This is a genomic window from Chryseobacterium echinoideorum (assembly GCF_007474535.1).
GTDB classification, from domain to species: Bacteria; Bacteroidota; Bacteroidia; order Flavobacteriales; family Weeksellaceae; genus Chryseobacterium; species Chryseobacterium echinoideorum.
Map to the genome: position 1 here is coordinate 223,533 of NZ_VKNW01000005.1, position 26,394 is coordinate 249,926.

Annotated in this window: 22 protein-coding genes; 11 read left to right on the forward strand and 11 right to left on the reverse strand. The window is 35.1% G+C overall.

The window, feature by feature from the left end:
* Positions 1-34 precede the first annotated feature (34 nt).
* Both FOL89_RS08475 and FOL89_RS08480 read right to left on the reverse strand, forming a co-directional pair.
* Complete coding sequence (locus FOL89_RS08475) at positions 35-2,086, reverse strand: M13 family metallopeptidase (protein WP_144282388.1); 2,052 nt, start codon at positions 2,084-2,086, stop codon at positions 35-37.
* A gap of 378 nt (positions 2,087-2,464) precedes the next feature.
* Positions 2,465-3,715 (reverse strand): CinA family nicotinamide mononucleotide deamidase-related protein, encoded by a 1,251-nt coding sequence (locus FOL89_RS08480; RefSeq protein WP_144282389.1) that lies wholly within the window; start codon positions 3,713-3,715, stop codon positions 2,465-2,467.
* Between the two features lie 102 nt (positions 3,716-3,817).
* Here FOL89_RS08480 and FOL89_RS08485 point away from each other — a divergent pair, with 102 nt between their 5' ends.
* A complete protein-coding gene (locus FOL89_RS08485) occupies positions 3,818-4,294 on the forward strand; it encodes a DUF7832 domain-containing protein (RefSeq protein WP_144282390.1) in 477 nt (158 codons plus the stop codon).
* Between the two features lie 52 nt (positions 4,295-4,346).
* On the opposite strand, the gene FOL89_RS08490 is transcribed toward FOL89_RS08485, so the two are convergent.
* Complete coding sequence (locus FOL89_RS08490; RefSeq protein ID WP_144282391.1) at positions 4,347-4,916, reverse strand: thioredoxin family protein; 570 nt, start codon at positions 4,914-4,916, stop codon at positions 4,347-4,349.
* A 79-nt stretch (positions 4,917-4,995) separates the two neighbouring features.
* Between FOL89_RS08490 and FOL89_RS08495 the strand changes: the two genes are divergently transcribed.
* From FOL89_RS08495 to FOL89_RS08505, 3 genes are read left to right on the forward strand one after another with little or no spacing between them, the layout of a single operon-like run.
* A complete protein-coding gene (locus FOL89_RS08495; RefSeq protein ID WP_144282392.1) occupies positions 4,996-5,874 on the forward strand; it encodes a lysophospholipid acyltransferase family protein in 879 nt (292 codons plus the stop codon).
* Positions 5,874-6,866 (forward strand): glycosyltransferase family 2 protein, encoded by a 993-nt coding sequence (locus FOL89_RS08500; protein WP_144282393.1) that lies wholly within the window; start codon positions 5,874-5,876, stop codon positions 6,864-6,866. Before FOL89_RS08495 ends, FOL89_RS08500 begins: the two co-directional genes overlap by 1 nt.
* A 19-nt stretch (positions 6,867-6,885) precedes the next feature.
* Positions 6,886-7,440, forward strand: a complete 555-nt coding sequence (locus FOL89_RS08505; RefSeq protein ID WP_144282394.1) for a 3'-5' exonuclease — start codon at positions 6,886-6,888, stop codon at positions 7,438-7,440.
* Between the two features lie 2 nt (positions 7,441-7,442).
* On the opposite strand, the gene apaG is transcribed toward FOL89_RS08505, so the two are convergent.
* The 8 genes from apaG to glgB form a co-directional block, all read right to left on the reverse strand.
* Entirely contained in the window at positions 7,443-7,829 is a 387-nt protein-coding gene (gene apaG / locus FOL89_RS08510) for a Co2+/Mg2+ efflux protein ApaG (RefSeq protein ID WP_144282395.1), read from the reverse strand.
* An 86-nt stretch (positions 7,830-7,915) separates the two neighbouring features.
* Positions 7,916-9,163 (reverse strand): 2-oxoglutarate dehydrogenase complex dihydrolipoyllysine-residue succinyltransferase, encoded by a 1,248-nt coding sequence (odhB, locus tag FOL89_RS08515; protein WP_144282396.1) that lies wholly within the window; start codon positions 9,161-9,163, stop codon positions 7,916-7,918.
* 42 nt (positions 9,164-9,205) lie between these two features.
* The gene (locus tag FOL89_RS08520; protein ID WP_144282397.1) at positions 9,206-12,022 is read right to left on the reverse strand and encodes a 2-oxoglutarate dehydrogenase E1 component; all 2,817 of its coding nucleotides are present in this window, start codon (positions 12,020-12,022) and stop codon (positions 9,206-9,208) included.
* A 110-nt stretch (positions 12,023-12,132) separates the two neighbouring features.
* A complete protein-coding gene (locus tag FOL89_RS08525; RefSeq protein WP_144282398.1) occupies positions 12,133-13,173 on the reverse strand; it encodes an SRPBCC family protein in 1,041 nt (346 codons plus the stop codon).
* A 187-nt stretch (positions 13,174-13,360) separates the two neighbouring features.
* Positions 13,361-14,629, reverse strand: a complete 1,269-nt coding sequence (locus FOL89_RS08530) for a glucose-1-phosphate adenylyltransferase (RefSeq protein WP_144282399.1) — start codon at positions 14,627-14,629, stop codon at positions 13,361-13,363.
* A 40-nt stretch (positions 14,630-14,669) separates the two neighbouring features.
* Complete coding sequence (locus FOL89_RS08535) at positions 14,670-15,089, reverse strand: hypothetical protein (protein WP_144282400.1); 420 nt, start codon at positions 15,087-15,089, stop codon at positions 14,670-14,672.
* Between the two features lie 10 nt (positions 15,090-15,099).
* Positions 15,100-16,506, reverse strand: a complete 1,407-nt coding sequence (locus tag FOL89_RS08540) for a glycogen synthase (protein WP_144282401.1) — start codon at positions 16,504-16,506, stop codon at positions 15,100-15,102.
* A 1-nt stretch (position 16,507) separates the two neighbouring features.
* Entirely contained in the window at positions 16,508-18,454 is a 1,947-nt protein-coding gene (glgB, locus tag FOL89_RS08545; RefSeq protein ID WP_228444883.1) for a 1,4-alpha-glucan branching protein GlgB, read from the reverse strand.
* A 169-nt stretch (positions 18,455-18,623) separates the two neighbouring features.
* On the opposite strand from glgB, the gene FOL89_RS08550 reads away from it, so the two are divergent.
* The 7 genes from FOL89_RS08550 to FOL89_RS08580 all read left to right on the forward strand — a co-directional run bounded on the left by FOL89_RS08550 (position 18,624) and on the right by FOL89_RS08580 (position 26,324).
* Complete coding sequence (locus FOL89_RS08550; RefSeq protein WP_144282403.1) at positions 18,624-19,745, forward strand: alpha/beta hydrolase; 1,122 nt, start codon at positions 18,624-18,626, stop codon at positions 19,743-19,745.
* 10 nt (positions 19,746-19,755) lie between these two features.
* Positions 19,756-21,171 (forward strand): leucyl aminopeptidase family protein, encoded by a 1,416-nt coding sequence (locus tag FOL89_RS08555; RefSeq protein ID WP_144282404.1) that lies wholly within the window; start codon positions 19,756-19,758, stop codon positions 21,169-21,171.
* A 141-nt stretch (positions 21,172-21,312) separates the two neighbouring features.
* The gene (locus FOL89_RS08560; protein WP_144282405.1) at positions 21,313-22,524 is read left to right on the forward strand and encodes an ATP-grasp domain-containing protein; all 1,212 of its coding nucleotides are present in this window, start codon (positions 21,313-21,315) and stop codon (positions 22,522-22,524) included.
* Positions 22,525-22,605: 81 nt separating this feature from the next.
* Positions 22,606-23,319: an alpha/beta hydrolase-fold protein gene (locus tag FOL89_RS08565; protein ID WP_144282406.1), complete on the forward strand. Its 714-nt coding sequence runs from the start codon at positions 22,606-22,608 to the stop codon at positions 23,317-23,319.
* A gap of 38 nt (positions 23,320-23,357) precedes the next feature.
* On the forward strand, positions 23,358-24,311 hold the full coding sequence (locus FOL89_RS08570; protein WP_144282407.1) for an ATP-grasp domain-containing protein: 954 nt from the start codon (positions 23,358-23,360) through the stop codon (positions 24,309-24,311).
* A gap of 29 nt (positions 24,312-24,340) precedes the next feature.
* Entirely contained in the window at positions 24,341-25,459 is a 1,119-nt protein-coding gene (locus tag FOL89_RS08575; RefSeq protein ID WP_144282408.1) for a carboxylate-amine ligase, read from the forward strand.
* Between the two features lie 31 nt (positions 25,460-25,490).
* Positions 25,491-26,324, forward strand: a complete 834-nt coding sequence (locus FOL89_RS08580; RefSeq protein ID WP_185146945.1) for a type 1 glutamine amidotransferase — start codon at positions 25,491-25,493, stop codon at positions 26,322-26,324.
* The last annotated feature ends 70 nt before the right edge of the window (positions 26,325-26,394 follow it).

A 26,394-nucleotide genomic window follows, 5' to 3' on the forward strand; every position in this document is an offset into this window, starting at 1 on the left:
TTGATCAGCGGTTTTGGTTTTATCATCAATTAATCTACCAGATCTTGATTCTTTCTTCTGGTTTTTTGTATAATTTATCACCCGGTTTCACATCAAAAGCTTTATAGAAAGCGTCTACATTGGTAAGAGGTCCGAAGCTTCTGAAATATCCAGGAGAATGCGGATCTGTTTTCACCTGATTAACCATATATTTTTCGCTTGATAAAGTTCTCCACACTGTTGCCCAGCTTAGAAAAAATCTCTGATCCTGAGTGAATCCGCTTATTTTTCCAGGATTTCCTTTATCTTTTAAATACATCTGCAGTGCATCATAAGCAATACTTACTCCACCTAAATCTGCAATGTTTTCACCGTTGGTAAAAGTACCATTAACGAAAGTTCCTTTTACAGGCTCATATTTATCAAACTGAGCAGCCAAAGCTTTAGTTGCCTTTTCAAAGTTAGCTTTATCTTCAGGAGTCCACCAATCAATCAAATTACCGTCGGCATCAAACTGTGCCCCAGAATCATCAAATCCGTGACTCATTTCGTGACCGATAACCGCTCCGATTGCACCAAAATTCACCGCAGCATCAGCTTTAGGATTAAAGAACGGCGGCTGAAGAATTGCAGCAGGAAAAACGATTTCGTTATATACAGGGTTATAATAAGCATTTACCGTTTGCGGAGTCATTCCCCACTCGGTTTTATCTACAGGTTTTCCAATTTTTTCAAGCTCTTTATTGTACTGCCATTCAGCAATATTCTGGAGATTGGCATAAAGATTTCCGCCTTTAGATTCAGGAACGATTTTTAGTTTAGAATAATCTTTCCATTTATCAGGATAGGCTACCTTAACGGTAAACTTATTTAGTTTTGCCATTGCTTTTTCCTTAGTTACCGGAGACATCCAAGCCAAATTATTGATATGGACAGCAAAGCTTTTCTTTAAATAATCAATCAGCTCAACCATTTGAGCTTTTGCTTCTGCAGGAAAATATTTTTCTACATACAGTTTCCCGAAAGCTTCCCCTAAAGAACCGTTGATCAACTCATACCCTCTTTTGTTCAAAGCTCTCTGCTCCTGCTGACCTCTTAAATATTTACCGTAAAAGTTGAATTTTTTATTTCCTAAATCTTCACTCAGATAAGAAGCACTTCCGTTGATCATGTGAAATTTAAGATAATCTTTGATCACAGGAAGAGTTTTTTCATTTACCAACTGATCAAAATTTTTGTAATAATCCAATTCACCAATAATGACTCTGTTAGTATTTACTCCAACCTTCTTTAGATACTCAGGAAGATTTATATTTTTCACCAAAGTTGAAAGCTCAGCCATCGTCTTCGGATTATACTGCAATGTATTGTCCCGGCTTTGCTCATTGGTGAGAAGGTGTTTTGCAATCGTTTTCTCATAGTTAACAATTCCGTTTGCAGCCTCAGCAGAGTTTTTATAGCCCAGTTCGGCAAGCATGGAAGCTACATATTTCTCATATTCTGCAAGAGCTTCTGTATTTTTGGCATCTTGTTTCTGATAATAATCTCTTCCCATTCCCAAAGAAGCATCCCCAAGATAAACCGCATTCATATTAGAATCCTTAAGGTCTGCATAAACTCCCCATGCGTAGAAATTATTTTCACCTTCTTTGGTAACTGATGCTAAATAATTTTGTAAATCCGTAAGGTTTTTAATTGCATCAATTTTTTTGATGTTTTCCTGAATTGGTTTAATTCCATCTGCATTTCTCTTATTCATATTCATATATGTTGCATACAAATCCTGAATTTTTTTACCTTCACTTCCCTCAGCAAATTTATCTTTCAGAAGAGAATTTAAAATGGTCATAGAGTTATTATCCGTATCATCCGCCAATTTGTTGAAACTTCCCCAAGTGGGCTTGTCAGAAGGAATTTTAGCAGTTTTCATCCAGCTTCCGCTTACATAATTGTAGAAATCATCCTGCGGACGCACAGATTTATCCATCAGGCTAATGTCTAAACCATAATCTTTCTGTACTGTCTGAGTTGATTTTGTTTGAGCAGTAAGTGTTGTCTGTGAACAAATCCCGGCTAATAAAAACAAGGATAGTGTCAGTTTTTTCATATGTAGATTTTTATTATTTTTTTAATTAAATGCAGACTCAACAAAGTATTTATACCTGATCAATTGCATTATTTTCATTGGTGTATGTATTCTTAAAACTAGAAAATATTTTTTTTCTAAAAGTATTTTTTCTTTTATTTTAAGATAAGTATCTGTTTTTAATTATTTGTTACTCAAAAATTAAAATAATTTATGATTGTCCGCTTTTAATCATATTGAAAAATGTTTTAACAAAAAGTCTACAAAGATTCTTTGAATACTGAATGTTTTGCACTCATTTTGAGTTCGCAAAGGCATTAACAATTATTGAATTTTACAAAGATTTCTAATATGACTCATTACGAATATTCAAAAATGATTTAAACAGAGAACTGCAATTTATTTTTCAATTAAAATCCCGACTAAATCCTGAATAATTTTTTGAGAAACAAAATAAGCAAAATCTTGTCTTTCCAAATGAGGAAGAAAAAGTTTGAATGTCTGAGTATGTTTTTTTACCCTTATAGAATAATAAACCGTTCCCACTTCTTTACCATCTTCACCTTTATCCGGACCAGCAACGCCTGTAGTAGAGAGAGAAATATCGGTTTGAAAAAGTTTCTGGCAGCCTTCTGACATTTCTCTTGCCACTTCTTCGCTCACTACTGTAAATCTTTCGATCGTGCTTTCAGAAACATTCAGAATTTTGACTTTCTTTTCTGTAGCATAAGCAACAATTCCTCCCAAAAAAAATTGAGAACTTCCCGTATTTGACGTAAGCATTTTCGCCAGTTCTCCTCCTGTACAGCTTTCCGCAGTAGAAATAGACAGTTGTTTTTCATTTAAAATTTCAGCCAGAATTTTCTCTATCTTATCTTCTTTTGTTGCAATGATGTTGTCACCAATTATTGGAAATAATTTTTGAATCTGATTTTCCAGCTGAATCTGTAAAAACTGTTCACTGTTACCACTTGCTGTAATCCTTAGCTTTACGCGTGTTCCAATCGGAAGGTAAGATAATGACATATTATCAGGAAGCTGCAATTCCCAGTTTTCAATTGTATCTGCCAGAATACTTTCAGGAATTCCAACTACAGATACTATCCTTGAAACAATATATTCCAAACCGAATTTTTGTTTTAAATAAGGAATAATCTGTTCTTTAATCAAAGGTTTTACTTCATAAGGAACTCCCGGCAAACTGAAAGACAGTTTATTTCCGTTGGGCATCATCATACAGGGAGCTGTGCCGTAATGATTTTGGAAAACCGTGCATTTTGTCGGCACAAATGCCTGCTCTCGATTTCTTTCTAATATTTCCGTTCTTCCCCGCTTCTCCATATAAGCTTTAAGATGCTCAAAAGTAACATCATCCAATGCAATTTCATCATCAAAAAAATCTGCCAGTGCTTTCTTGGTCTTATCATCTCTCGTAGGACCCAAACCGCCGGTTGTGATGACGAGATCTGCAAGTTCAAATGATAATTTGAGAGTATTTTTTATGATCTCAATTTCATCCGAAATAGTAAAAATCTGCACTACTTTTATTCCTATATTTTTGAGTTCTGTGGCGATAAAATTAGAATTGGTATCAACGGTATTGCCAGAAAGAATTTCGTCTCCGATGGTAATAAGTACGGCACTTTTCATACATTAATTTTATTTTGCAAATGACGGAAATTTCTCCTATGCAGACAAAAGAAAATGATTTTTTATATCTTTGGATGCAACAGACAATTATGATAATCATTTATGCTAAAATATGATGATGCTTCATGGCATTCCGGAGAAAATTTCCCAAAAGATGTACCTCTTAAAAACTGCGCTACCCATACAGGAATGTTTCTGAACTGGTGTATTGAGAACAATCTTATCTCAGATAAGCTGAAAGAAATTACTGCCACTGACATTGAAAAATTAATGCAAAGAAAGATAACCGGAGCAGAATTTATCCTTACTGCCATGGAAGGAAAATTTTCAGAATCTGATCTGAATAACTTCGGAAACAGCTTTGCCCAAGATTACTATGCAGATGATACTGATTTTGGAAATCAATACAGTTCTTTTGCTGATGACTATATCAATCTTTTTGATACTAAAGCAGAACAAAACGGAGAAGCATATAAAAGTTTTTATCACATAGAAGATACACATGAAAACTATCATTTGATGAAACAAATGATTAACTACCGTTTTGAAGAATGGAAAGTTTATAAAAATCTTAATTAAAAATCCGGTCTGCATTCAGCAGACCGGATGCTCATTTATACAAAAACAAAGTTTATTTTCTTACGACCCATTGTTCAAAAAAGTCTTTTACTCTTTCCAGACTATAGCCTTTTTCTTCTTCCAAAACATCACTTTGCTGTATGTGAAGCAACTTTCCGTTTTCATCAAGAACTATAAATACTGGATAACCAAATTTTTCACCCGGATTTCCAAATTCTTCAAAAACCTTTTCATTTTTGTTATCTGGCGAATAGTTGAGATGATAATATAAAAAATTGGCATCTACCATTTCTTTCAGTTCAGGATTGGTTTGTACAAACTGATTAAACCTCAAACACCAGATGCACCAGTTTCCTCCTGCCTGGATCATGATGTTCTTTTTTTCTTTTTTTGCTTTTGCGATAAGAGTTTGCAAATCTTTTTCTGCATCGGCTTTAGGGTTATAAGGTTTTGGTAACTTTGCTTTTTCTTCAGAAGTTTTTTTCTTTGCTTCTAATTCTGCCTGCTCAGTTTTTATCAATAAAGCCTTATCGGTTTCCTTTTTATATGCCTTGTCTTTTAATTGCTGAGAATAAGTGAAAATTCCCAGACCTAAAAACGCTGTTAAATACAATTTTTTCATACTATAAAAATAAAAAAATAAGTGTAATTATAAGCAAATTTAAAACCATAATAATTTTATCACTAAATTTGTCTGTTTTATGAATTTTCTGATCAAAATACTTTACCTGATTTCTAAAATGCCGTTAAGAATATTATATATTTTTTCGGACATTATGTTTTTTCTAAATTTTTACATTGTAGGATATAGGAAAAAGGTGATTACTCAAAATCTTAAAAATTCCTTCCCCGAAAAATCTGATGAAGAAATAAAGGAAATCAGAAAGAAGTTTTATCTCAATTTTTCAGATTATCTGGTAGAAACCATAAAATCTTTCAGTATTTCCGAAACTGAAGCGCGTGTACGGATGCAACATATCAATCAGCAGATTTTTCACGATGCAAAATCTGAAGGTAAAAATATTATCTTGCTAGCCGGTCATGTATTCAATTGGGAATGGATCAACGCACTTGCAACTTTAACTCCACAAAAAAACACGCACCCAGTTTACAGAAAAGTAAACAGCAGTTTTTGGGAAAATCAAATGAAAAAAGTGCGCAACAAATTCGGAAACGAAGCCTTAGAAGCCAACGAAGTTATCATCAATATTTTTCGTAAAAGAAATGACGGAGAATCTATTTATATGTTTGTTGCAGATCAGACCCCTTATGTTACAAGTGTAAATTATGGTCTGAAGTTCCTCAATCAGAGAACTCCTGTTTTTATTGGTTATGATAAACTGGCAACAAGAATGGATCTTGTTTTCATCTATTGCGAAATGAAAAAAGTAAAAAGAGGTTTTTATCAGGTCAATTACAAAAGAATATATCCTGATAATGAGAAATTCGTCAATAACGAAGTGGTAAAAAAATTCCATCAATTATTGGAAAATACCATCCGAAAAAATCCCGACAACTACCTTTGGTCTCATCGAAAATGGAAATATCAGGATGCCATAAAAACTTATGACGAAGAATAATGACACAAAAATCTCAAAAAATTGCCGTTGTCATTTTAAACTGGAATGGTAAAAACTGGCTTCAGAAATTTCTTCCTAGTGTAATTAATCATTCTTCGGAAGCAAACATATATGTGATTGATAATCAATCAACCGATGATTCCGTTGAATTATTACATAAAGAATTTCCTACCGTACAAATCGTTATTAATGATAAAAATTTAGGATTTGCAGGCGGCTACAACGAAGGTTTAAAAAAAATTGATGCTGAATATTACTGTCTTCTGAATTCTGATGTGGAAGTAACAGAAAACTGGATTATGCCAGTCTTGGATTTGTTTGAGCAAAATCATTCTATCGCTGCAATTCAGCCTAAGATTTTATCTTACGAAAACAAAAATAAGTTCGAATTTGCAGGTGCAGCAGGCGGATTGATTGACAATCTGGGATATCCTTACTGCAGAGGAAGAATTTTTGACGATGTAGAAGAAGATTTGGGACAATACGATGATGAAAAAGAAATTTTTTGGGCTTCAGGATGTTGTTTTTTTATCCGTTCACACGATTTTTGGGAACAAAAAGGTTTTGACGAAAGATTTTTTGCACACCAAGAAGAAATAGATCTTTGCTGGAGGTTGATCAATTCAGGAAAAAAAGTATATTACACCGGAAAATCAAAAATTTATCATGTTGGTGGAGGAACTTTAAATAAACAAAGTCCTCGAAAAACGTATCTCAATATGAGAAACAATCTCTCGATGATGCTGAAAAATTTACCATTTCCGAAACTTTTGGCGATAATTTTTCTTAGAATGATTCTGGATGGTGCCGCTTCTTTTTATTTTGGATATAAAAACGGAATTGCTCATTTTTGGGCAGTAGCTAAAGCTCATTACGGTTTTTACATTCATATCCCAGGAACAATTAAGCGGCGTCAAAAAAAACAGACTTCAAATTATTATCAATCAAAATGGCTTATTTTCAAGCATTTTTTGCAAAACAATAAGGCTTAAATAATTATTATCCGGATTCATGGATTTTTGTGCATTAGATTTTGAAACAGCAACACACGAGAAAAATTCTGCCTGTGAACTGGGTATTTGCGTAGTACAAAATTCCATCGTTGTTGAAACCAAAACCTGGCTGATAAAACCACCCAGCTTTCCCTACTTTCATCAAAGAAATATTGATGTTCACGGTATTTATCCTGATGATGTAAAAAATGCTCCTACTTTTGAAGACATCTGGTACGAAGTAGAAGAAATGATGTATGGAACTTTAATGATTGCTCACAATGCGAGTTTTGATGCCGGAGTTTTGAGAGGCTGCTTTAATCATTTTGGAATTTTCGCTCCTAAAATCCACTATCTATGCAGTATTCAGCTCGCAAAAAAATCATGGAATTATCTACCAAGATACGGATTAAAGCATTTGGCAGAGTATCATAATATTCAATTTAAACATCATAGAGCCGGAGATGATGCTGAAGTCTGTGCAAAGATTTCGCTCTTAGCCTTTGAAAAATTATTTCTTACAACCAATGAAGAAATATCCGATTTTATGAAAGGGAAAATTAAATCTATTTAAAGTTAATTGCTCAGAACTTCAGAAAGAAGATCAAATTTAGGAATATCAATTTCAAAAGTTTTTTCAGTTTCCATATTTTTGACAATGTATTTGCCTGACATATTGCCTACTCCTGACCGCAGCATTACATTAGAAAAGTAAGCAAAATTTCCATCAGGTTCTATATCCGGAGTTAACCCTATGACTCCATCTCCTACAACTTCCGTAAAACCAAAACCCACATCAAAAATCAGCCACTTTCTTTTGAGAACTTTGATTGGAAAATCACCTTCATTTTCAATGATAATATTGTACTTAAAAACGAAACGGTTTTCTGAGGGATAACTGTTTTTGGCATCGTATTCCGGCACTACCGAAACTTTTATATTCGAAGTAATTTTAGAAAACATCTCATTCAATTTGAGGTAAAAGATACAAAAATCTCGCCTTTTTTGAAGGCGAGACTCTATTAAATAATGATAAAAGAAATAATCTATTATAAGCCCAGACCTTTTCTTTCGTCTCCGTTCATTAAAATTTCTACAGGATTGTCGATCGCTTCTTTTACTGCAACAAGGAATCCTACCGATTCTTTACCATCAATAATTCTGTGATCATAAGACATAGCCACATACATCATTGGTCTGATAACTACTTGTCCGTCCACAGCAACCGGTCTCTGGATAATATTATGCATTCCTAAAATGGCAGATTGAGGGGGATTGATAATTGGTGTAGACATCATAGAGCCGAATGTTCCGCCGTTTGTAATCGTAAATGTTCCGCCCGTCATTTCGTCAACAGTGATTTTACCGTCTCTTACTTTTATAGCCAAATCTTTGATATTTGCCTCAACACTAGCAAAAGACATATTTTCCGCATTTCTCAAAACAGGAACCATTAATCCTTTAGGACCAGAAACCGCAATTGAAATATCACAAAAATCATAGTTTACTTTAAAGTCTCCGTCTATTGATGCATTTACATCAGGATACATCTGCAATGCTCTTGTCACTGCTTTTGTGAAGAAGGACATGAAACCCAATCCTACTCCGTGTCTCTGAGCAAATTCTTCTTTATATTGTTTTCTAAGTCTGAATATTTCAGACATATCCACTTCATTGAAAGTTGTCAGCATTGCAGTTTCGTTCTTTACGGAAACTAATCTCTGAGCGATTTTTCTTCTTAGAACTGAAAGTTTAGTAGTTGTAGTAGATCTCGAACCTGTCGCCGTCATCGGATTTCCTCCCAATGCAGGAGCAGCAGCTAATTCCGCATCAGATTTAGATATTCTTCCATCTCTTCCTGAACCTGAAACCTGAGCAGCATCAATTCCTTTTTCGTCAAGAATTTTTTTAGCAGCAGGCGAAGGAGTTCCTGTAGCATACGTTTGTGTTGCAGCTGCAGGTTTTGGTGCTTCTTCTTTTGCAGGTTCAACAGCTTTTGGGGTTTCTTCTTCTTTTTTTGGAGCTTCAGCAGTAGCTGAATTTCCTTCAGGTTTTGCGGCATCTCTGTCGATTAAACAAACCACTTGCCCTACCTGCACCACATCACCTTCTTCAGCTTTTAAAGTAATTACACCACTTTCTTCAGCAGGCAATTCAAGAGTTGCTTTATCTGAATCTACTTCAGCGATGGGCTGATCTTTTTCAACATAATCACCATCTTTTACAAGCCAGGTTGCAATTTCAACTTCTGTGATTGATTCGCCCGGTGAAGGAACTTTCATTTCTAAAACTGACATATCGTATTTTTTATTTTTTTATTGAATATTATTTTATTCTAACTAAGCTGTAACAGGTCTTTTTGCAGGAGCATCATCTCTGTCAAACACTCGGTTGATTACTAAATTTTGATTTTTCTCAAACATTTTGTGACTTCCCGGAGCAGGTGCACCGCTAGGAACCGGAGCAACTACCTGAATTCCTGTATCTCTGAAGTTTCTTAATATATAAGACCAAGCTCCCATATTTTCAGGCTCTTCCTGTGCCCAGATAATTGATGTCGCATTATTATATTTCGCAAAAATGGCTTCTATTGCATCACTTTGTAAAGGATACAGCTGTTCAAATCTTACTATGGCAATATTTTCGCAATTCAATTCTTCCTGCTTAGCGATAAGTTCAAAATATAATTTACCTGAACAAAACACTAATTTTTCTACTTTCTTAGGATCTGCATTCGGATCATCCAAAATAGGCTGGAAACTTCCGTTCGCAAAATCTTCAAGCGGAGAAACCACCTTCGGATGTCTCAGCAAAGATTTAGGACTCATAACAATTAAAGGTTTTCTGAATGACCATTTTAACTGTCTTCTCAGTAAGTGGAAATAGTTGGCAGGAGAAGTAACATTTGCTACCACCATATTTTCATTTGCACAAAGTGTTAAGAATCTTTCCAGTCTGGCTGAAGAATGCTCTGCACCCTGTCCTTCGGAACCGTGAGGCAGTAACATGACCAAACCATCCTGAATCTTCCATTTTTCTTCTGCTGCAGCCAAATATTGGTCAACAATAATCTGGGCACCGTTTACGAAATCTCCAAACTGTGCTTCCCAAATTGTTAAAGTATTTGGTGATGCCATTGCATAACCATAGTCAAACCCAAGAACACCATATTCAGAAAGATGAGAATTGTAAACATCAAATCTGCTTTCAGAAACGTGTCTTAACGGAATATATTCTTCTTCTGAATCTTCAGTTTTTACAACAGCGTGTCTGTGAGAGAAAGTTCCTCTCTCTACATCTTCTCCGGAAATTCTTACATTATGACCTTCCACCAAAAGTGTTGCATAAGCCAGCCATTCTCCTATTGCCCAGTCTAAATTATTAGCTTCAATCGCTTTTATTCTGTTTTCAAAAAGTCTGGTAATTTTATTGATAAATTTTTTATCAGCCGGAAGTGTAGACATTTTAACAGCAAGTTCCTTCAGTTTTTCAAGATCATATTTTGTATCCACAGGTTCTAGTACTGCACCTCTTTTAGCGATTGGAAAATTCGTCCAGTCTTCCGCCATGAAAACATCCATTACGTTTTTCTCAATTTCTTTTGAGGCATCAAAGTTTTCATCTAAAAGAGCTTTAAATTCCGTCTCCATTTTAGCGATTACATCATTAGAAGTAACACTGTCTTTCAGGAGTTTTTCTTTGTAAATTTCTCTAGGATTGGGATGCTTGGAAATTAATTTATACAAATTAGGCTGTGTAAATCTTGGCTCATCACCTTCATTATGCCCATATTTTCTGTATCCTAATAAATCAATATATACATCTTTTCCAAATTTAGCTCTGAAATCAGCGGCGAAATGAATGGCATGAACTACAGCTTCCGCATCATCTGCATTCACGTGCATTACAGGAGATTCGGTAACTTTTGCAATATCAGTACAGTAGGTAGAAGATCTTGCATCCATATAATTAGTAGTGAAAGAAACCTGATTATTTACCACGATATGAACAGTTCCGCCGGTTTTATATCCTTCCAAAGTCATCATCTGAGCAACTTCGTAAGCAATTCCTTGTCCTGCAATTGCACCATCACCGTGAATAACGATCGGTAATATTTTAGAATAATCTCCTTCGTATTTATCATCTACTTTTGCGCGGCAGATTCCTTCCACAAGAGCTGCAACCGTCTCAAGGTGAGATGGATTTGGTGTTAAATTAATAGAAACTTCTTCCCCTGAAGCCGTTTTAACTTTTTTGGATGAACCCAAATGGTATTTTACATCACCAGAAAATACATCCTCTTCAAATTCTTTACCCTCAAACTCTGAGAAAATCTGCTTGTAAGATTTACCAAAAATATTTGTCAACACGTTTAGCCTTCCTCTGTGCGCCATTCCCAACACGACCTCATCTACTCCCAGCATGGAAGATTTGGAGATCAGTTGATCTAATGCAGGAATCAAAGTTTCTCCCCCTTCCAGTGAAAATCTTTTCTGTCCTACAAATTTGGTGTGAAGATAATTTTCAAATGCAACTGCCTGATTTAATTTTAATAAAATCTCAGTTTTCTCATTTTCATTGAGTATAGGGTGATTTTCATTAACCTGAATCCATCTTTTGATAAAATCTTTCTCCTCAACATTATTGATATGCATATACTCTATCCCAATCGAATCGCAGTAAATATTCTGCAAATGAGTGATAATATCCTGAAGAGTTGATGGTTCCTTCATTCCTGTTTCGGTAGCACAGTTGAATTTTGTGTTCAGATCTGCACTACTTAAACCAAAGTTTTCTATATCCAGAGTGGGGGTATAATGTCTTCTTTCGCGAACAGGATTTGTTTTGGTAAATAAATGACCTCTAGTTCTGTATGCTTCGATAAGGTTTACCACCTTAAATTCTTTTTTTATATGGTCAGGAATTTCACCATTAGATGCAGCCTGAGATACCTGTTGTACTACTGATGCAGAATTTCCCGTATTCTGCACATACTGGATGCTTTCATCATCACCGTAGTTTTCCAGTGCAAAATCAAACCCTTGAAAAAAGGCTTTCCATGATGGTTCTAAAGAGTCAGGAAATTTTAAATATTGTTGGTATAAATCCTCAATTAACTGAGAATGAGCTGCGTTTAGGAATGAAAATCTGTCCATTATTACAGTTTATCTATTATTAAATTTTGTTCAACGTATTAATCCTCAAATTTAATAAAAAAAACCGACTTGGGAATGACAAAAATAATATGATTTTTTTTGTCTGAATTTTATTTATAGACTGATAATGAAAGTTTCATATTGACCGAATTTCCTTCGGAAGGAGATTCTATAAAAGTCTGATACACATCTCCAAATCTCATTTCGTCTTTTTTTGCCTGTTGGATGAGCTGCTGAATTGCTTTTATTCTTCCTTCGTAAGATCCTTTATAATAAATCACATAGTTTTGGGTTGCGCTTACTGATCTGAAGTTGAAATTGTTATCATTAATTCCTATTTTTTTAGACAACGGTATACCCAGGAAATAAGAAACTTCTTTATCTTTGAAATTATCTGCATCGGTAATCAAAACAGGATACCCGATTTCATCATTTTTTTTACCAAGATCCATCGTCACAAAGTTGTTGACTTTATTAAAATTCATTACGATATTTTTATATAAAGCATCTTTTTTGTTTGATGTGCTTACATTAACGCCCAAAATCATTTTTTCATCTTCTTTTTCAACCATCACGCTGTCATATTTAATGGTAGCGAGCATATTATCTTTTTCAACTTTATTACTCAGAACATTTTTAAGATTGAGCATACTTTTATCAATATTATCTGCAAATTTATCTTCTGTCCAAAAATTCTGAGCTCTTGATAAAAGCGGTAGTTTTGGAGTATGTACAAACCAGGTTATTTTTGTTTTTTCGGCAGAAACAGGAGTAAATTTCACATCAATAAGTGTAGGGTTTTCGTCTTCATCTTCAAAAAGCTGATACCTTAAAGTTTTATTCGGATTTGAGTATCTGATAAACATTTCACCTCCATCTTCGCTCATTGGATCATTGTAGCTAATTGCGCTACCCTGCCCTTCATAGGGAAGATAATAGTCTATAACGATGTTTTTTGAACTTGCAAAAAAATTATTCCACCGGGTAAAATTCTGGAGATTATCAAACTGATTAAAAACTTTCTCCAAGGGAAAATCAATTTCTTTTTCAATGGTAAATTTCTTGCTTTCATCCACAAAAAAATACATAGAAGCTGCATAAACCCCTACCAGCAAAGCTATAATAACCGTTGTAATTTTGATAAAACGCATTGCACAAAAGTAATACAAATAAAAAAAGTGACCAATATGTTGATCACTCTTGTTTTTTTATTTTTGCTGGGTGTTGGAAGTTTGGTGTTGGATGCTTGATATTCGGCTGTTAATTTTTTTAATAAAATAATTAAACCTCAAGTTATTATTTCACACACGCACGACATCCAGTATCAAGATTTCCGCTTTATCCTATGTGCGTTCCAGATGTAATGACAGCTCCTTTTTTTACCACAACAATGCCGTCCTGTACAGAGTGAGTGCCATAATCACCATCCTGAAGATGTTTTCCGCCGATAATTCTAACATTGTCACCAATGTAGCAGTTTTTATCTAAAATTGCTCTCTCAATGTAACAGTATTTTCCGATTCCCATGTTGGGTAATCCTTTTTTATCGTTTTGAACAATTTCAGCGGTGTTCTGATAAAAATCTGCGCCCATAATGTAAGAATTAACAATGGTACTTCCTTTATCAATTCTAGTACGGTTTCCTATTACCGAATTTTCGATTTTATCTGCCATAATGATGGAACCGTCTCCAAAAACCGCTTTACTCACATAAGATCCATTTACCTTAGATGGCGGTAACATTCTTGCACGGGTAAAAATCGGTGAAGAAGAAAACAGATTAAACTGAGGAAAATCCTGGCAAAGATCCAAGTTGGCTTCATAAAAAGATTCAATAGTTCCGATGTCTGTCCAGTACCCTTCATACTGATAGCTCAATGTAGTATATTTTCCGATAGAACTTGGGATAATGTCTTTTCCAAAATCATCACCCGCTCCTTCCTCAAACATTTTTTTGAGTATAGATTTAGTGAAGATATAAATTCCCATTGAAGCAAGATATTCCTTACCCTGCATTCTGTTGTTTTCAGAAACTTCCGACTGAAGACCGTTTAATGCTTCAAAGCCCGGTTTTTCTATAAACGAGGTGATATTTCCTTCATCATCAGATTTCAAAATCCCAAAACCTGTCGCATCTTTAGCATTTACAGGAATTGTTGCAATAGTAACATCACCCCCTTTTTCGATATGGAAATTCAGCATTTCTCTGAAATCCATCTGATATAATTGGTCTCCCGAAAGAATTAAAATATATTCATAATCGTACTTTTCCAAATGTTTCATAGACTGCCTTACAGCATCTGCTGTCCCCTGAAACCAGCTGTCGCTGTCAACATTCTGCTCAGCAGCCAGAATATCCACAAAACCTTTACTGAAAATATCAAAATGATATGAGTTTTTGATGTGTGAATTTAAAGATGCAGAGTTAAACTGTGTAAGGACAAGAATTTTGTTTAATCCTGAATTTAAACAGTTGGAAATAGGAATATCAACCAGTCTGTATTTTCCTGCAATTGGAACTGCAGGTTTTGATCTTGAATACGTTAAGGGAAAAAGTCTCGTTCCTCTGCCTCCTCCTAAAACAATTGAAATAACATTTCGGTTCATAGTTATTTGTGGTTTATTTGTAGATTTAGAATCTATTGAATTATTTATTATTTATTTTATTAATTTCCTGTAATTTTTTAGCTTCGAGCTTTTCCATTTCAGCTTCTATCATATTCCTGTTCTTATTAAGCTCTGCCAGTTTTTGTTCTTTCTTTTCTATTTGTTTCAGAATTTTTTTCTGTTCGGATCTGTTATATTCTGTTTGTAGTTCAGTCTCCGTTTTTGAAGATCTTTCATTAAGCTTATCAAGATATTTTTGATAAAATGACAACATCTTTTCTGAAGACATCATTGGCTGGGAAGTCATAAACCTGTTAAACCTCCTTTGTTCCTCATTAATCATCATCATTCGGTTTTGCTGCTGCATCGTGCGCATCATATTCTCTGTATTATGATTTTGAGCCATTAATCCTTTAGACAAAATTAAAAATGCAGTAGCAGACAAAAATCGAAGACTCATTATACTGGTTTTAGTTTTTATATAAAGCTATGTATTTTTCTGCTGATTTCTCCCATGCAAAATCAAATTTCATATTAGAAATAACCAATTCATCCATTTTCGTTTTGTCTTTGTAAATCTGAAGACCTCTGCTCATCGCATGAACAATATCATCTACTCCCGGATAAGTGAAATTAAGCCCTGAGCCGCCTGTCGAAATATCTTTCACCGTATCTCTCAAACCTCCTGTATAAGTTACAACAGGTACTGTTCCGTATCTCATGGCATACATCTGATTGAGTCCGCAAGGCTCTACTCGTGAAGGCATCAACAAAAAATCTGCCGAAGCGTATATTTTGTGCGAAAGATGTTCTTTATATCCAATATCTGACGCAAAATTAGAATAAACAGAATCTAATTCTTTGAGCTGTTGTTCCAGATAAGAGTTTCCTGAGCCTAGTACGATAATATTCAGACCTCCAAAGCTTTGTTTTATGCTTCGCCATATCACATCCGGAAGGAGATCTGCACCTTTTTCGGTAGCAAACCTCCCGATAAATGCAAAAAGCGGGAGATTGGGGTTAAGACCATATTCATTACAAAGTTTTTCTTTATTCTTTCTTTTTATTTTGAGTGCATTTTTAATATTAAAATTAAAATCAATCATTGGATCACTCTGCGGATTCCAGACATCGGTATCAATTCCGTTGATAATCCCGAAAGCCTTTGAAAACTCTTCCCGTACAAGACTTTCCAAGCCTCTGAAGCTTACAAAAAGTTCTTCAAGATATCCTTCAGAAACCGCTGTAAAAGCGTGGCAGCACTTAATCATGCTTGCCAAAGGATTGATTAAACCATTCCAGTCTAGAAGTCCCCATTTATATTGATCGAAAGAAGGTATATACCGCGCCATTTCCCAGCTCATCATTCCCTGATATTCACCATTATGAATAGTTCCGATCGTTTTCACTCCTTTTAAAAAGTCAAATTCAGGACAGTTTTCTATCATAAAAGGAACTAAACCTGTATGATAATCGTGACAATGCAAAACGTCAGGACGGATTTTCATCGCTGAGAGCCAATGAAGAATTCCGTGCTGAAAAGCTAAAAACTGAAAACTTTCATCCTGATAGCCGTACGGATTTTCACGATCAAGCAATCCCGGAATTTTCACCATATACAGCTCAAATCCTAAAACATTCGTGCGCTCTTTCATTACCTGAACCTGCAGCATATTGGGTCCCTGATGAATAAAGCCGTCAAAAACTAGCTCAAAATCATAATCGTAAACAAAATGTTTGTTGTACCAAGGCATTACAACTTTGGCATCAATATTTTTTATTTTGTTCTGATATTTTGGAAGTGCTCCTACAACATCAGCAAGCCCGCCCACTTTAGCGACAGGATAACATTCTGTACTGAGATGAAATATTGTCATTTTATTTTTTATGCTGTTTGATTCTGTTTAATTTATACTTTTTATCTTTTTTCTGCCTTAAAACCAATCCTGATAATGGAGGTAAATTGATAAATATTGAATGTTTACGATTCATCCATGATTCAGGAGTTTCTTTAAAAATATTAGCTTCTACTCCACTTCCTCCGTATTTTCTGTCATCAGAATTTAGAATTACTTCCCAAGATGTGCCTGCATTGATTCCAATCCTATAATCTAAAACCTGAGGAGTGAGATTCAGGACAATCATCAGAGCATCATCTCTTCTTTTTCCTTTTCTGAGATAAATGTAAACCGAATGATCTGAATCATCGGCTTCTACCCATTCAAAACCTTCCTGCTTAAATTGATTTTCAAATAAAGCTGTCTCACTTCGATACAAATGGTTGATATTTTTTACTAGATTCTGCAAACCTCTGTGAACAGGATACTGTAGCAGATGCCAGTCTAAACTTTGTTTAAAATTCCATTCTCCGGTTTGCCCGAATTCATCACCCATAAAGAGAAGCTTAGCTCCCGGATGTGTATACATATAAACATATAAAGCCCTCAAATTGGCAAATTTCTGCCATTCATCGCCTTTCATTTTGTAAATTAAACTGGCTTTTCCATGCACCACCTCATCATGAGAAAGAGGAATCATATAATTTTCATTGTACATATACATGGATGAAAAAGTAAGCTTATGATGAAAGTGCTTTCTGTTGACGGGATCTTCTTTAAAATAAAATAGTGTATCATGCATCCATCCCATCATCCATTTCATGCCAAAACCGACTCCACCATCGTGAACAGGTTTCGTAAGCATAGGAAAATCTGAACTTTCTTCGGCAATAGTAATGATATTATCGCCGAATTCCTTGTACACAGCAGTGTTGAATTCCTGTAAAAAAGTTTTGGCTTCAAGATTCACATTTCCACCAAAAATATTAGGTTCCCATTCTCCTTCATTTCTTGAATAATCCAGATGCAGCATAGAAGTTACAGCATCCACACGGAGTCCGTCTGCATGATAACGGTCAAGCCAGAAAACAGCATTGGAAATGAGAAAAGATTTTACTTCATTTCTTCCGTAATTAAAAATATATGATTTCCAGTCGGGGTGAAAACCTTTTCTAGGATCTTCATGTTCATAAAGATAAGTGCCATCAAAAAGATGCAAACCATTGGCATCTCCCGGAAAATGTGAAGGAACCCAGTCTAAGATCACTCCAATATCATTTCTGTGAAGCTCATCTATTAAAAACATTAAATCCTGAGGAGAACCAAACCTTGAGGTAGCAGCAAAAAAACCTGTAATCTGATATCCCCAACTCGGATCATAAGGATATTCCATCACCGGCATGAATTCAACATGAGTAAAACCCATCTCTTTAATATACGGAACGAGCTTTGAGGCAATATCACGATAATTCAGAAATTTTTCAGGATTATTTTCGTTTCTAAGCCACGAGCCTAGATGAATTTCGTAAACAGAAATCGGTGATTCCAGACTATTTTTTTTCCACCGTTCTCCCATCCATTCACTATCATTCCATTCATACCAGTTGGTAGAGACCATAGAAGCTGCCTGAAGGTTTTGTTCCCAGCTTAATGCATAAGGATCACTTTTTTCTAAGATTTTCCCCTGATGTTCAATCGCATATTTGTATAGAGTTCCCCATGCAAGTGCAGGAATAAAACCTTCCCAAATACCGGATTCGTCCCATCTTGGATATAAAATATGTTCACGGTGGTTCCAGTTGTTGAAATTTCCTATAACAGAAACTTTTTTTGCATTTGGAGCCCATACTGAAAAGTACACCCCTTTTACACCCTCTTTTTCCACTGAGTGCGACCCAAATTTTTCATAGAGTTTATAATGTTTACCTTCTTTGAAGAGATAAATATCCTGATCTGTAAAAAGGGTAAAAGGCTTAACAAAATTCATCATAATTGGTTTTTACATTCTGCACAACATCACAGCATCCAAAATCATGCGATAACAATCAAATATATACAAAATTTTACTTTAGGCGTGTATTTTTTAAGTCAATTTTAAAAGTGTTTATTAAAAAATAATTTATACTTTTATGAGTTTATAACAGATAAAACACGAGATGAAGTTTATACTTACAACTGCTGAAAATGACGCAAGACCTCTTTTCATAACAGGAAATTTCAACAATTGGAATCCTAAAGACTATAATTTTCAATTGGAAAAATCAAAAGACTATACTTACTGTATTGAAATAGACGACGAAATACTCCCTGAAGTTATAGATTATAAATTTACCAAAGGAGGTTGGGAAAATGTAGAATTAGACAAATACGGAAGTATTACAGCCAACAGAAAAGTAAAAAAAATTGATAATGAAATCACAGATTTCGTAGAAAAATGGAGGTTCAATTGGGGACCTTTCAAAGAAGAGTTTTTCCCTATTGTTGAAGTAATTTCAGAGGAATTTTATATTCCTCAGCTGGATCGATACCGTAAAGTCTGGGCGCTTTTACCTTATGATTATCATATATCAGAAAAAAGATACCCGGTTCTGTATCTTCAGGATGCTCAAAATTTATTTAACGAAGGCAGTCCTTACGGAAATTGGGAAATCGACAAAAAACTTTCTATTCTTTCGGAATATGGAAGGGGCGATCTGATCGTAATCGCAGTAGAACATGGCAGCGAAGATAGGATAAAAGAATATATTTTTGATAACGACCATATTGCTAACGGATCTGAAGGAAAAAAATACATCAGATTCATTACCGACACACTGAAACCCTTTGTAGATCAGCATTACCGCACAAAAAAAGACCGCGAAAATACAGGAATCGGTGGAAGTTCTTTAGGAGGACTTATCAGTATTTACAGCGGATTTCTTTATCCTGAAGTATATTCTAAACTGCTTATTTTCTCTCCTTCACTTTGGGTGGAACCCAATAATAATTTCCCGATGATGAATTTCAGGACTCCGTATAAGACCAAAATTTATCTTTACGGAGGTGAGCAGGAAGGATCAAAAATGGTAAAAAGAATAAAAATTTTCGAAAATTCTCTTAAAAAATGGGAAGAAAAAAATCTTTTTGATTTTGAATTTAAAACAAGCATCAATCCAGATGGTTCGCACAGCGAATTTTTCTGGTCACAGGAATTTCCGAGAGCCGTAGAATGGCTTTTCTATAACAACACAGAAAATCCTGTGGAAGTAAAACCTCATCAACAAGCAACACAAAAATAAACTCAAAAAAATGAAACTATACAACAAAATAAATAAGCAATACAATCAAATATTTCAGCTTTTTACAGAAGAATCATGGAACATCAATTCAAAGAAATACAATAAAAATACAGCCCATTTCTTTTCGGGAAAAAAAAATGAAATTTTCGTTCAGACCAGTGAAGAAAACATTACTTATTTCATCGGAATAGGAAAAGAAGGGATCAAAAATTTTGAGTTTCAAAAGATAGGTTTAAAATTTTCCCAGTCCCAAAAAAGCAATATCCAAGCAGTTCCTACTCTTTTATGTGCAGATTTCATTTCAGAAAAGCAGTCTGCAGAATTCATCAAAGGACTTTATCTAGGAACCTATCATTACCCTTTTCAAAAAACCCATCCAGTTTGGAACGACTCTTTTGAACTGCATTTCGGAAATTTAAGCCAGAAAAAATTAGATAAAATTTCAGAAAAAACAACAGCAATTTGCGAAGGTCAGTTCGCATCTCAGGATTGGCTCAATAAACCTGCTAATTTTAAAAAGCCTGAAGCTATTAGCGATTATCTGAAAAATTTAGCCACAAAAAACAATCTGAAACATACTGTATTCAATAGAAAAAAATGTAAAGAATTAGGTTTAGGAGCTTTTTTGGCAGTTAATCAGGGAAGTGCTTACGATGCCGCTTTTACTATTCTGGAATACAAATCTCCAGAAAAAAATGCAAAAACTTTCGGATTGATTGGAAAATGCGTGTTATTTGACACCGGCGGAATCTCCATTAAACCTTCAGACAATATGCACTACATGAAATCTGATATGGGTGGCGCTACAGCGGTCATCGGAACACTGATCTATGCTTCAAAAATGAAGCTTCCGGTAAACATTACAGCTATTTTACCAATAACTGATAATGCGGTTTCAGAAAACTCTTATCTCCCAAGTGATGTGATTACCGCTTACAACGGCAAAACCATTGAAGTTCTCAATACCGATGCAGAAGGCAGAATGACATTAGCAGACGGGCTATCATATATGGTCAAAAATTACAAGACAGATGTTCTTATTGATCTGGCAACGCTTACCGGAAGCTCTGTAAGAATGTTTGGCGATACTTGCGGGGCAATGTTTTCAAACAATGAAGAACTAAAAAACATTCTAATCAAAAGCGGAGACAAAACCAATCAAAAACTTTGGAATCTGCCGCTTTGGGATATATGGATGGATGATTTCAAATCAGATGTTGCAGATTTTAAAAATATCTCAATGAAACCTATCGGAGATTGCATTGTTGCAGCAAAATTTTTAGAACAATTTATAGAAAACCACCCTAATTGGGCGCATCTTGACATTGCCGGAGTCGCTTTTGGAAATGTAGAATACTCAAAAGAAAAGGCTGCAACTGGGTACGGAGTGCAATTATTAGTCGATTTAATTGAAAATTATTATTAAAAATTAGTTTTTCTCAAAATTTCTCTGTATAATTGATTAGTAAATTTTCAAAAGCTCAGTGATTAATAAAATTTAGTATTAAATAATCAACAAATAAAAGCTTTTATTTTTTATAATTTAACAAAATTTAAAAATCACTATATGAAGGAGAAAAACATTGTATGTATTTCGTGCTACTATAAAGGATACGATTTTATAGACGAAATGAAGAACCTCGGCAATAAGATTATCCTGATAACATCCGAAAATTTAAAAGAGAAAAACTGGCCGTGGCACGCAATAGATGAGGTTTTCTATATGCCCGAAATAAAACCTTCGGTATGGAATCTTGATCATCTCGTACAAGGCTTTTCTCACCTGATGAAAAGCCGCAAAATAGATGCTGTAATTGCACTGGATGATTACGATGTAGAAAAAGCTGCTCTGGTAAGAGAAACTTTCCGAATTCCTGGGATGGGACAAACTACCCATCGCTATTTCAGAGATAAACTTGCCATGAGGCAAAAAGCAAAAGATTCAAGCATCAATGTTCCGGAGTTTACAGCTGTTTTTAATGATCAGGAAGTAAAAATTTTTATTGAAAAAATTCCTGCTCCATGGGTTTTAAAGCCAAGATCTGAAGCTTCTGCATCAGGAATCAAAAAACTAACAACTCAGGAAGAACTCTGGGCAGCGCTTAACAAACTGGGCGAAGAAAGACACCTATTCCTGTTGGAAAGCTTCAAGCCCGGTGATGTTTATCATGTTGACAGCCTTACTTTTAATAAAAAAACTGTATTTACTTCAGCTTCAAAATATCTCGCTCCGCCTATGCAGGTTTCACATGAAGGCGGGGTTTTCAGAACCAAAACCTTAGGAAGATACTCAGAAGAATTCAAGGCTTTGGATGACATTAATGCTACAGTTTTATCAAGTTTCGGATTGCAAAACGGAGCCACTCACACCGAGTTTATCCGTAGTAAAGAAAACGGAAAATGGTATTTCCTTGAAACTTCGTCCCGTGTAGGTGGGGCGCATATTCCAGATCTTGTGGAAGCATCAAGCAGCATCAATATCTGGCGTGAGTGGGCAAAAATAGAAGATGCACTTCTTAAAGGAAAAGATTACGAAGTAGCTAAACCTACCGGTTATTATTCAGGATTAATTGTCGCTTTAATCAAAGATCTTGCTCCGAATTACAATGAGTTTGAATGTGAAGAAGCTGTAAAATTCATTCCTATTGATTATCACGTTGGAATCGTTTACAAATCTACCGATGCCAATATCGTTCAGCAAAGACTTGATACTACTGCAGAAAAAATTCATGCAGAACTTCTTAATATCATTGCTCCTAAAGACAAACCGACAAGCTAAAAAGTTAGAAGTTAGCAAAATTATTTTTGTACTTCAAGATATTCTGTCATTATTAAAATCAAATATTATTTACAACTATATATGCCAAAAATAGAACACACTGATTATTACTCGCATATTCTCGGAACAAGTCTTAAAGTAGAAGTTACGGGACATTACGGCTATCCGATCATCATGTTTCCGACTTCACAGGGACAATATACCCAAAACCATGATTTTCACCTTAACAGCAGCATCAATTATTTTGTAGAACAGGGGAAAGTTAAGCTTTATAATATTCAGACTATTGATGCATGGAGTTTTTATGATGAAAAAATTTCTCCACAGCAAAGAATCAGAAATTATGAAAAATATGTACAATTCTTAATACAGGAGTTTGTTCCTTACATCCAAAAGCTTCATCAAACACACAGAGTTGCTGTTGCGGGAGCAAGCTTTGGAGGCTATCATGCTGCTAATTTTGCTTTCAGATTTCCTGATGTTGTTTCACATTTATTCTGTCTTTCCGGTGCATTCAGCATCAGAAACTTTATGGACGGATATTCTGATGAGCTGGTGTATTTTAATTGTCCGCGCGAATTTGTGAGAAATGATGAAGCATGGAAATACAAACATATGCATATTGTTCTGAGCACTTCAGACGAAGACATCTGTAAAGATAAAAATATTGAAATGGCGGAAATTTTAGCTTCAAAAGGAATAGATTTCTGGTATGATGAAAAAAAATGGATCAACCACGACTGGCCTTTATGGAGAATGACTTTTCCTAATTACATAGAAACTTTTTTCTCTTAAAAATAAACTTAAAATAAAAACATTAAAAAAATAAAATTATGGCAAAAAAAGTAGGAATTTTGTTCGGAATGGAAGATACTTTTCCCTGGGCATTTATTGATAAAGTGAACGAAATGGGAGGCGGAGAAGTAATTGCCGAACCTGTAAATATTGATAAACTTGAACAGGGTGCTGATTACGGATATGCTGTTATTATCGACAGAATTTCCCAGGATGTTCCTTTTTACAGGGCATATTTAAAAAATGCAGCTCTTAACGGAACCTATGTCATCAATAACCCATTTTGGTGGAGCGCAGATGAAAAATTTTTCAATAATGCATTGATGTCAAAATTGGGAATTCCTTTACCGAAAACAGTTTTATTACCTTCTCATGAAAGACCGACCAACACTTCAGAAACCTCTTTCAGAAACCTGAAATTTCCCCATGACTGGGATTATATATTCAATTATGTCGGATTTCCTGCTTATATGAAACCACACGATGGCGGAGGCTGGAAAAGCGTTTACCGAGTAGAAAATCCTGACGATCTTTGGGAAAAACTAAGCGAAACCGAGCAACTGGTGATGATGGTTCAGGAAGAAATTGTCTTTCAGGATTATTACAGAGTGTATTGTTTAGGACAAAAATATGTACACATTATGCCTTACGAACCAAGAAACCCTCATCATTTGAGATATGCTACAACACATCAGACAGAAGGTGAAGAATTGAAAAAATTACTAAAAACAATTCATGATTATACCCTTAAAATGAATCAGGCTTTGGGATATGACTTTAATACAGTAGAATTTGCTGTAAGGGACGGCATTCCTTACGCTATTGATTTCTGCAACCCAGCTCCTGATGCTGATAAAAATTCTGTAGGAGAGGAAAATTTTGCATGGATTGTAGAGCATGCTGCCAAATTAGCTATTGAAAAAGCTAAAGAATACGTTCCGGGACAACCCAATATCTCTTGGGGAACATTTGTAAAAAACTCAGTTAAATAAACCAATCATACCATAAAAAAAGCACAAAAATGCATCAGTTTACTATCGGAATCGAGGAAGAATATCAGATTATTGATGTTGAAAGCCGCGATTTAATATCTCATGTTTCGAAAATCATTGAGGGCGGAAAATCTGTTTTAAGTGAAAACTTAAAGCATGAAATGCACGAATCTATGATTGAGATGGAAACCGGAATCTGCCAGAACATTCAGGAGGCAAAAGCTGAGCTTACCAACCTGAGAAGACATCTTATTAAAACCGCTCACGAACAGGGACTGCGTGTATCCGGAGGTGGAACCCATCCTTTTTCCAATTGGGAACACAATACAATTACCAACGGTGAAAGGTATAACAAAATTGTTGATGATATGGGAGATGTCGCAAGAGGAAACCTGATTTTCGGCCTGCATGTTCACATTGGGATTCCAAACCGTGAAGAAGGGGTAAGAATTCAGAATGTTATGCGTTATTTTCTTCCTCATGTTTACGCACTTTCAGTAAATTCACCTTTCTGGATCGGAAGAAATACAGGTTTTAAATCTTACCGTCAGGAGATTTTTGTAAAATTTCCGAGAACGGGTATTCCAAGTTTTTTCAACTCTTTGGCTGAGTTTGACAGCTATGTAGATCTATTGGTAAAAACCGGAACTATTGATAATGCCAAAAAAATCTGGTGGGATCTGAGAGTTCACCCTTTCTATCCCACCATTGAGTTCAGAATCTGCGATATGCCTTTAAGGATTGAGGAAACCGTCTGCCTTGCTGCTATCATGCAAAGTCTTGTAGCAAAAATTTATAAACTTCACCAGCAAAACCTAAGCTTCCGAAGCTACAGAAGACTGCTTTTGAATGAAAATAAATGGCGAGCTTCCAAAGACGGAATTCATTCTAAACTGATAGATTTCGGCAAAGAAGAATCTGTACCTTATCCTGATCTATTGAAAGAACTTCTTGAGTTTATTGATGATGTAGTAGATGATCTGGGATGCAGAAAGGAAGTAGAATACGCATGGAAAATACTGGAAAACGGAACAGGAGCCGACAGGCAGCTTAGAGTATATCAGGAAACAGGAGATCTGAAAAAAGTGGTTGATTATATGATTTCTGAAACGGAATACGGAATCACTCACAACGAAACTGCTTTGTAATTTTTTAATAACTTTGCCTAAATTTAAAATTATGACAGAGGTAAGAATTGCGTTGCTGGATATGAACAATAACCATGTCAATCAGGGATTTAGAAATATTAAGGAAATTTCGGAAGCTTTTAAGCAAGAGTCAACAGAAGAAATTTCTATTCAGACTTTTGATGTAAGATATAAAAACGAAATTCCGGCAATAGAAGATTTTGACGTATTTATTTCTTCAGGAGGACCTGGAAATCCTCACAAAGAAGGACATGAATGGGAAGATCAGTTTGCAGATTTTTTAGATGCAGTGTATAACCATAACCTTCAAAACGAAAACAAAAAATATCTTTTCCTGATTTGTCATTCTTTCCAATTGGCAAGCATTCATTGGAAATTGGGCAATATTTGCAAGAGAAAATCTTATTCTTTCGGTGTAATGCCTGTTCATAAAACAGAGGAAGGCGAAAGCGAATTTTTATTTAAAAATCTTCCGGATCCTTTTTATGCAGTAGATTCCAGAGCATACCAGTTTATAGAACCGGATGCAGAGCGTTTTGAAGAATTGGGAATGCAGGTTGTGGCGATAGAAAAATTCAGGCCGCATATTAATCTGGAAAGAGCAGTAATGGCAGTTCGTTTTTCTGATGAGATTTTCGGAACCCAGTTCCATCCGGAAGCCAATCCTTCAGGAATGATTGAAAATCTTAAGGACGAAAAAAACAAGGAAGCAATGATTGAAAACTACGGCATGGAAAAATATCTTGAGACGGTTGACAGGATGAATGATGAAGATAAAATTGTTTTGACACAAGCTCAGATTTTACCAAGATTTTTACGTTCAGCAAAAAAGAATATTTTAAAAAAAAATGAAGTTTTAGTCTGAAAAAATTAAATATAAACAATGAAAATCGAGCACCACTGCTCGATTTTTTAAATCACAAAAAAGAAAAAGA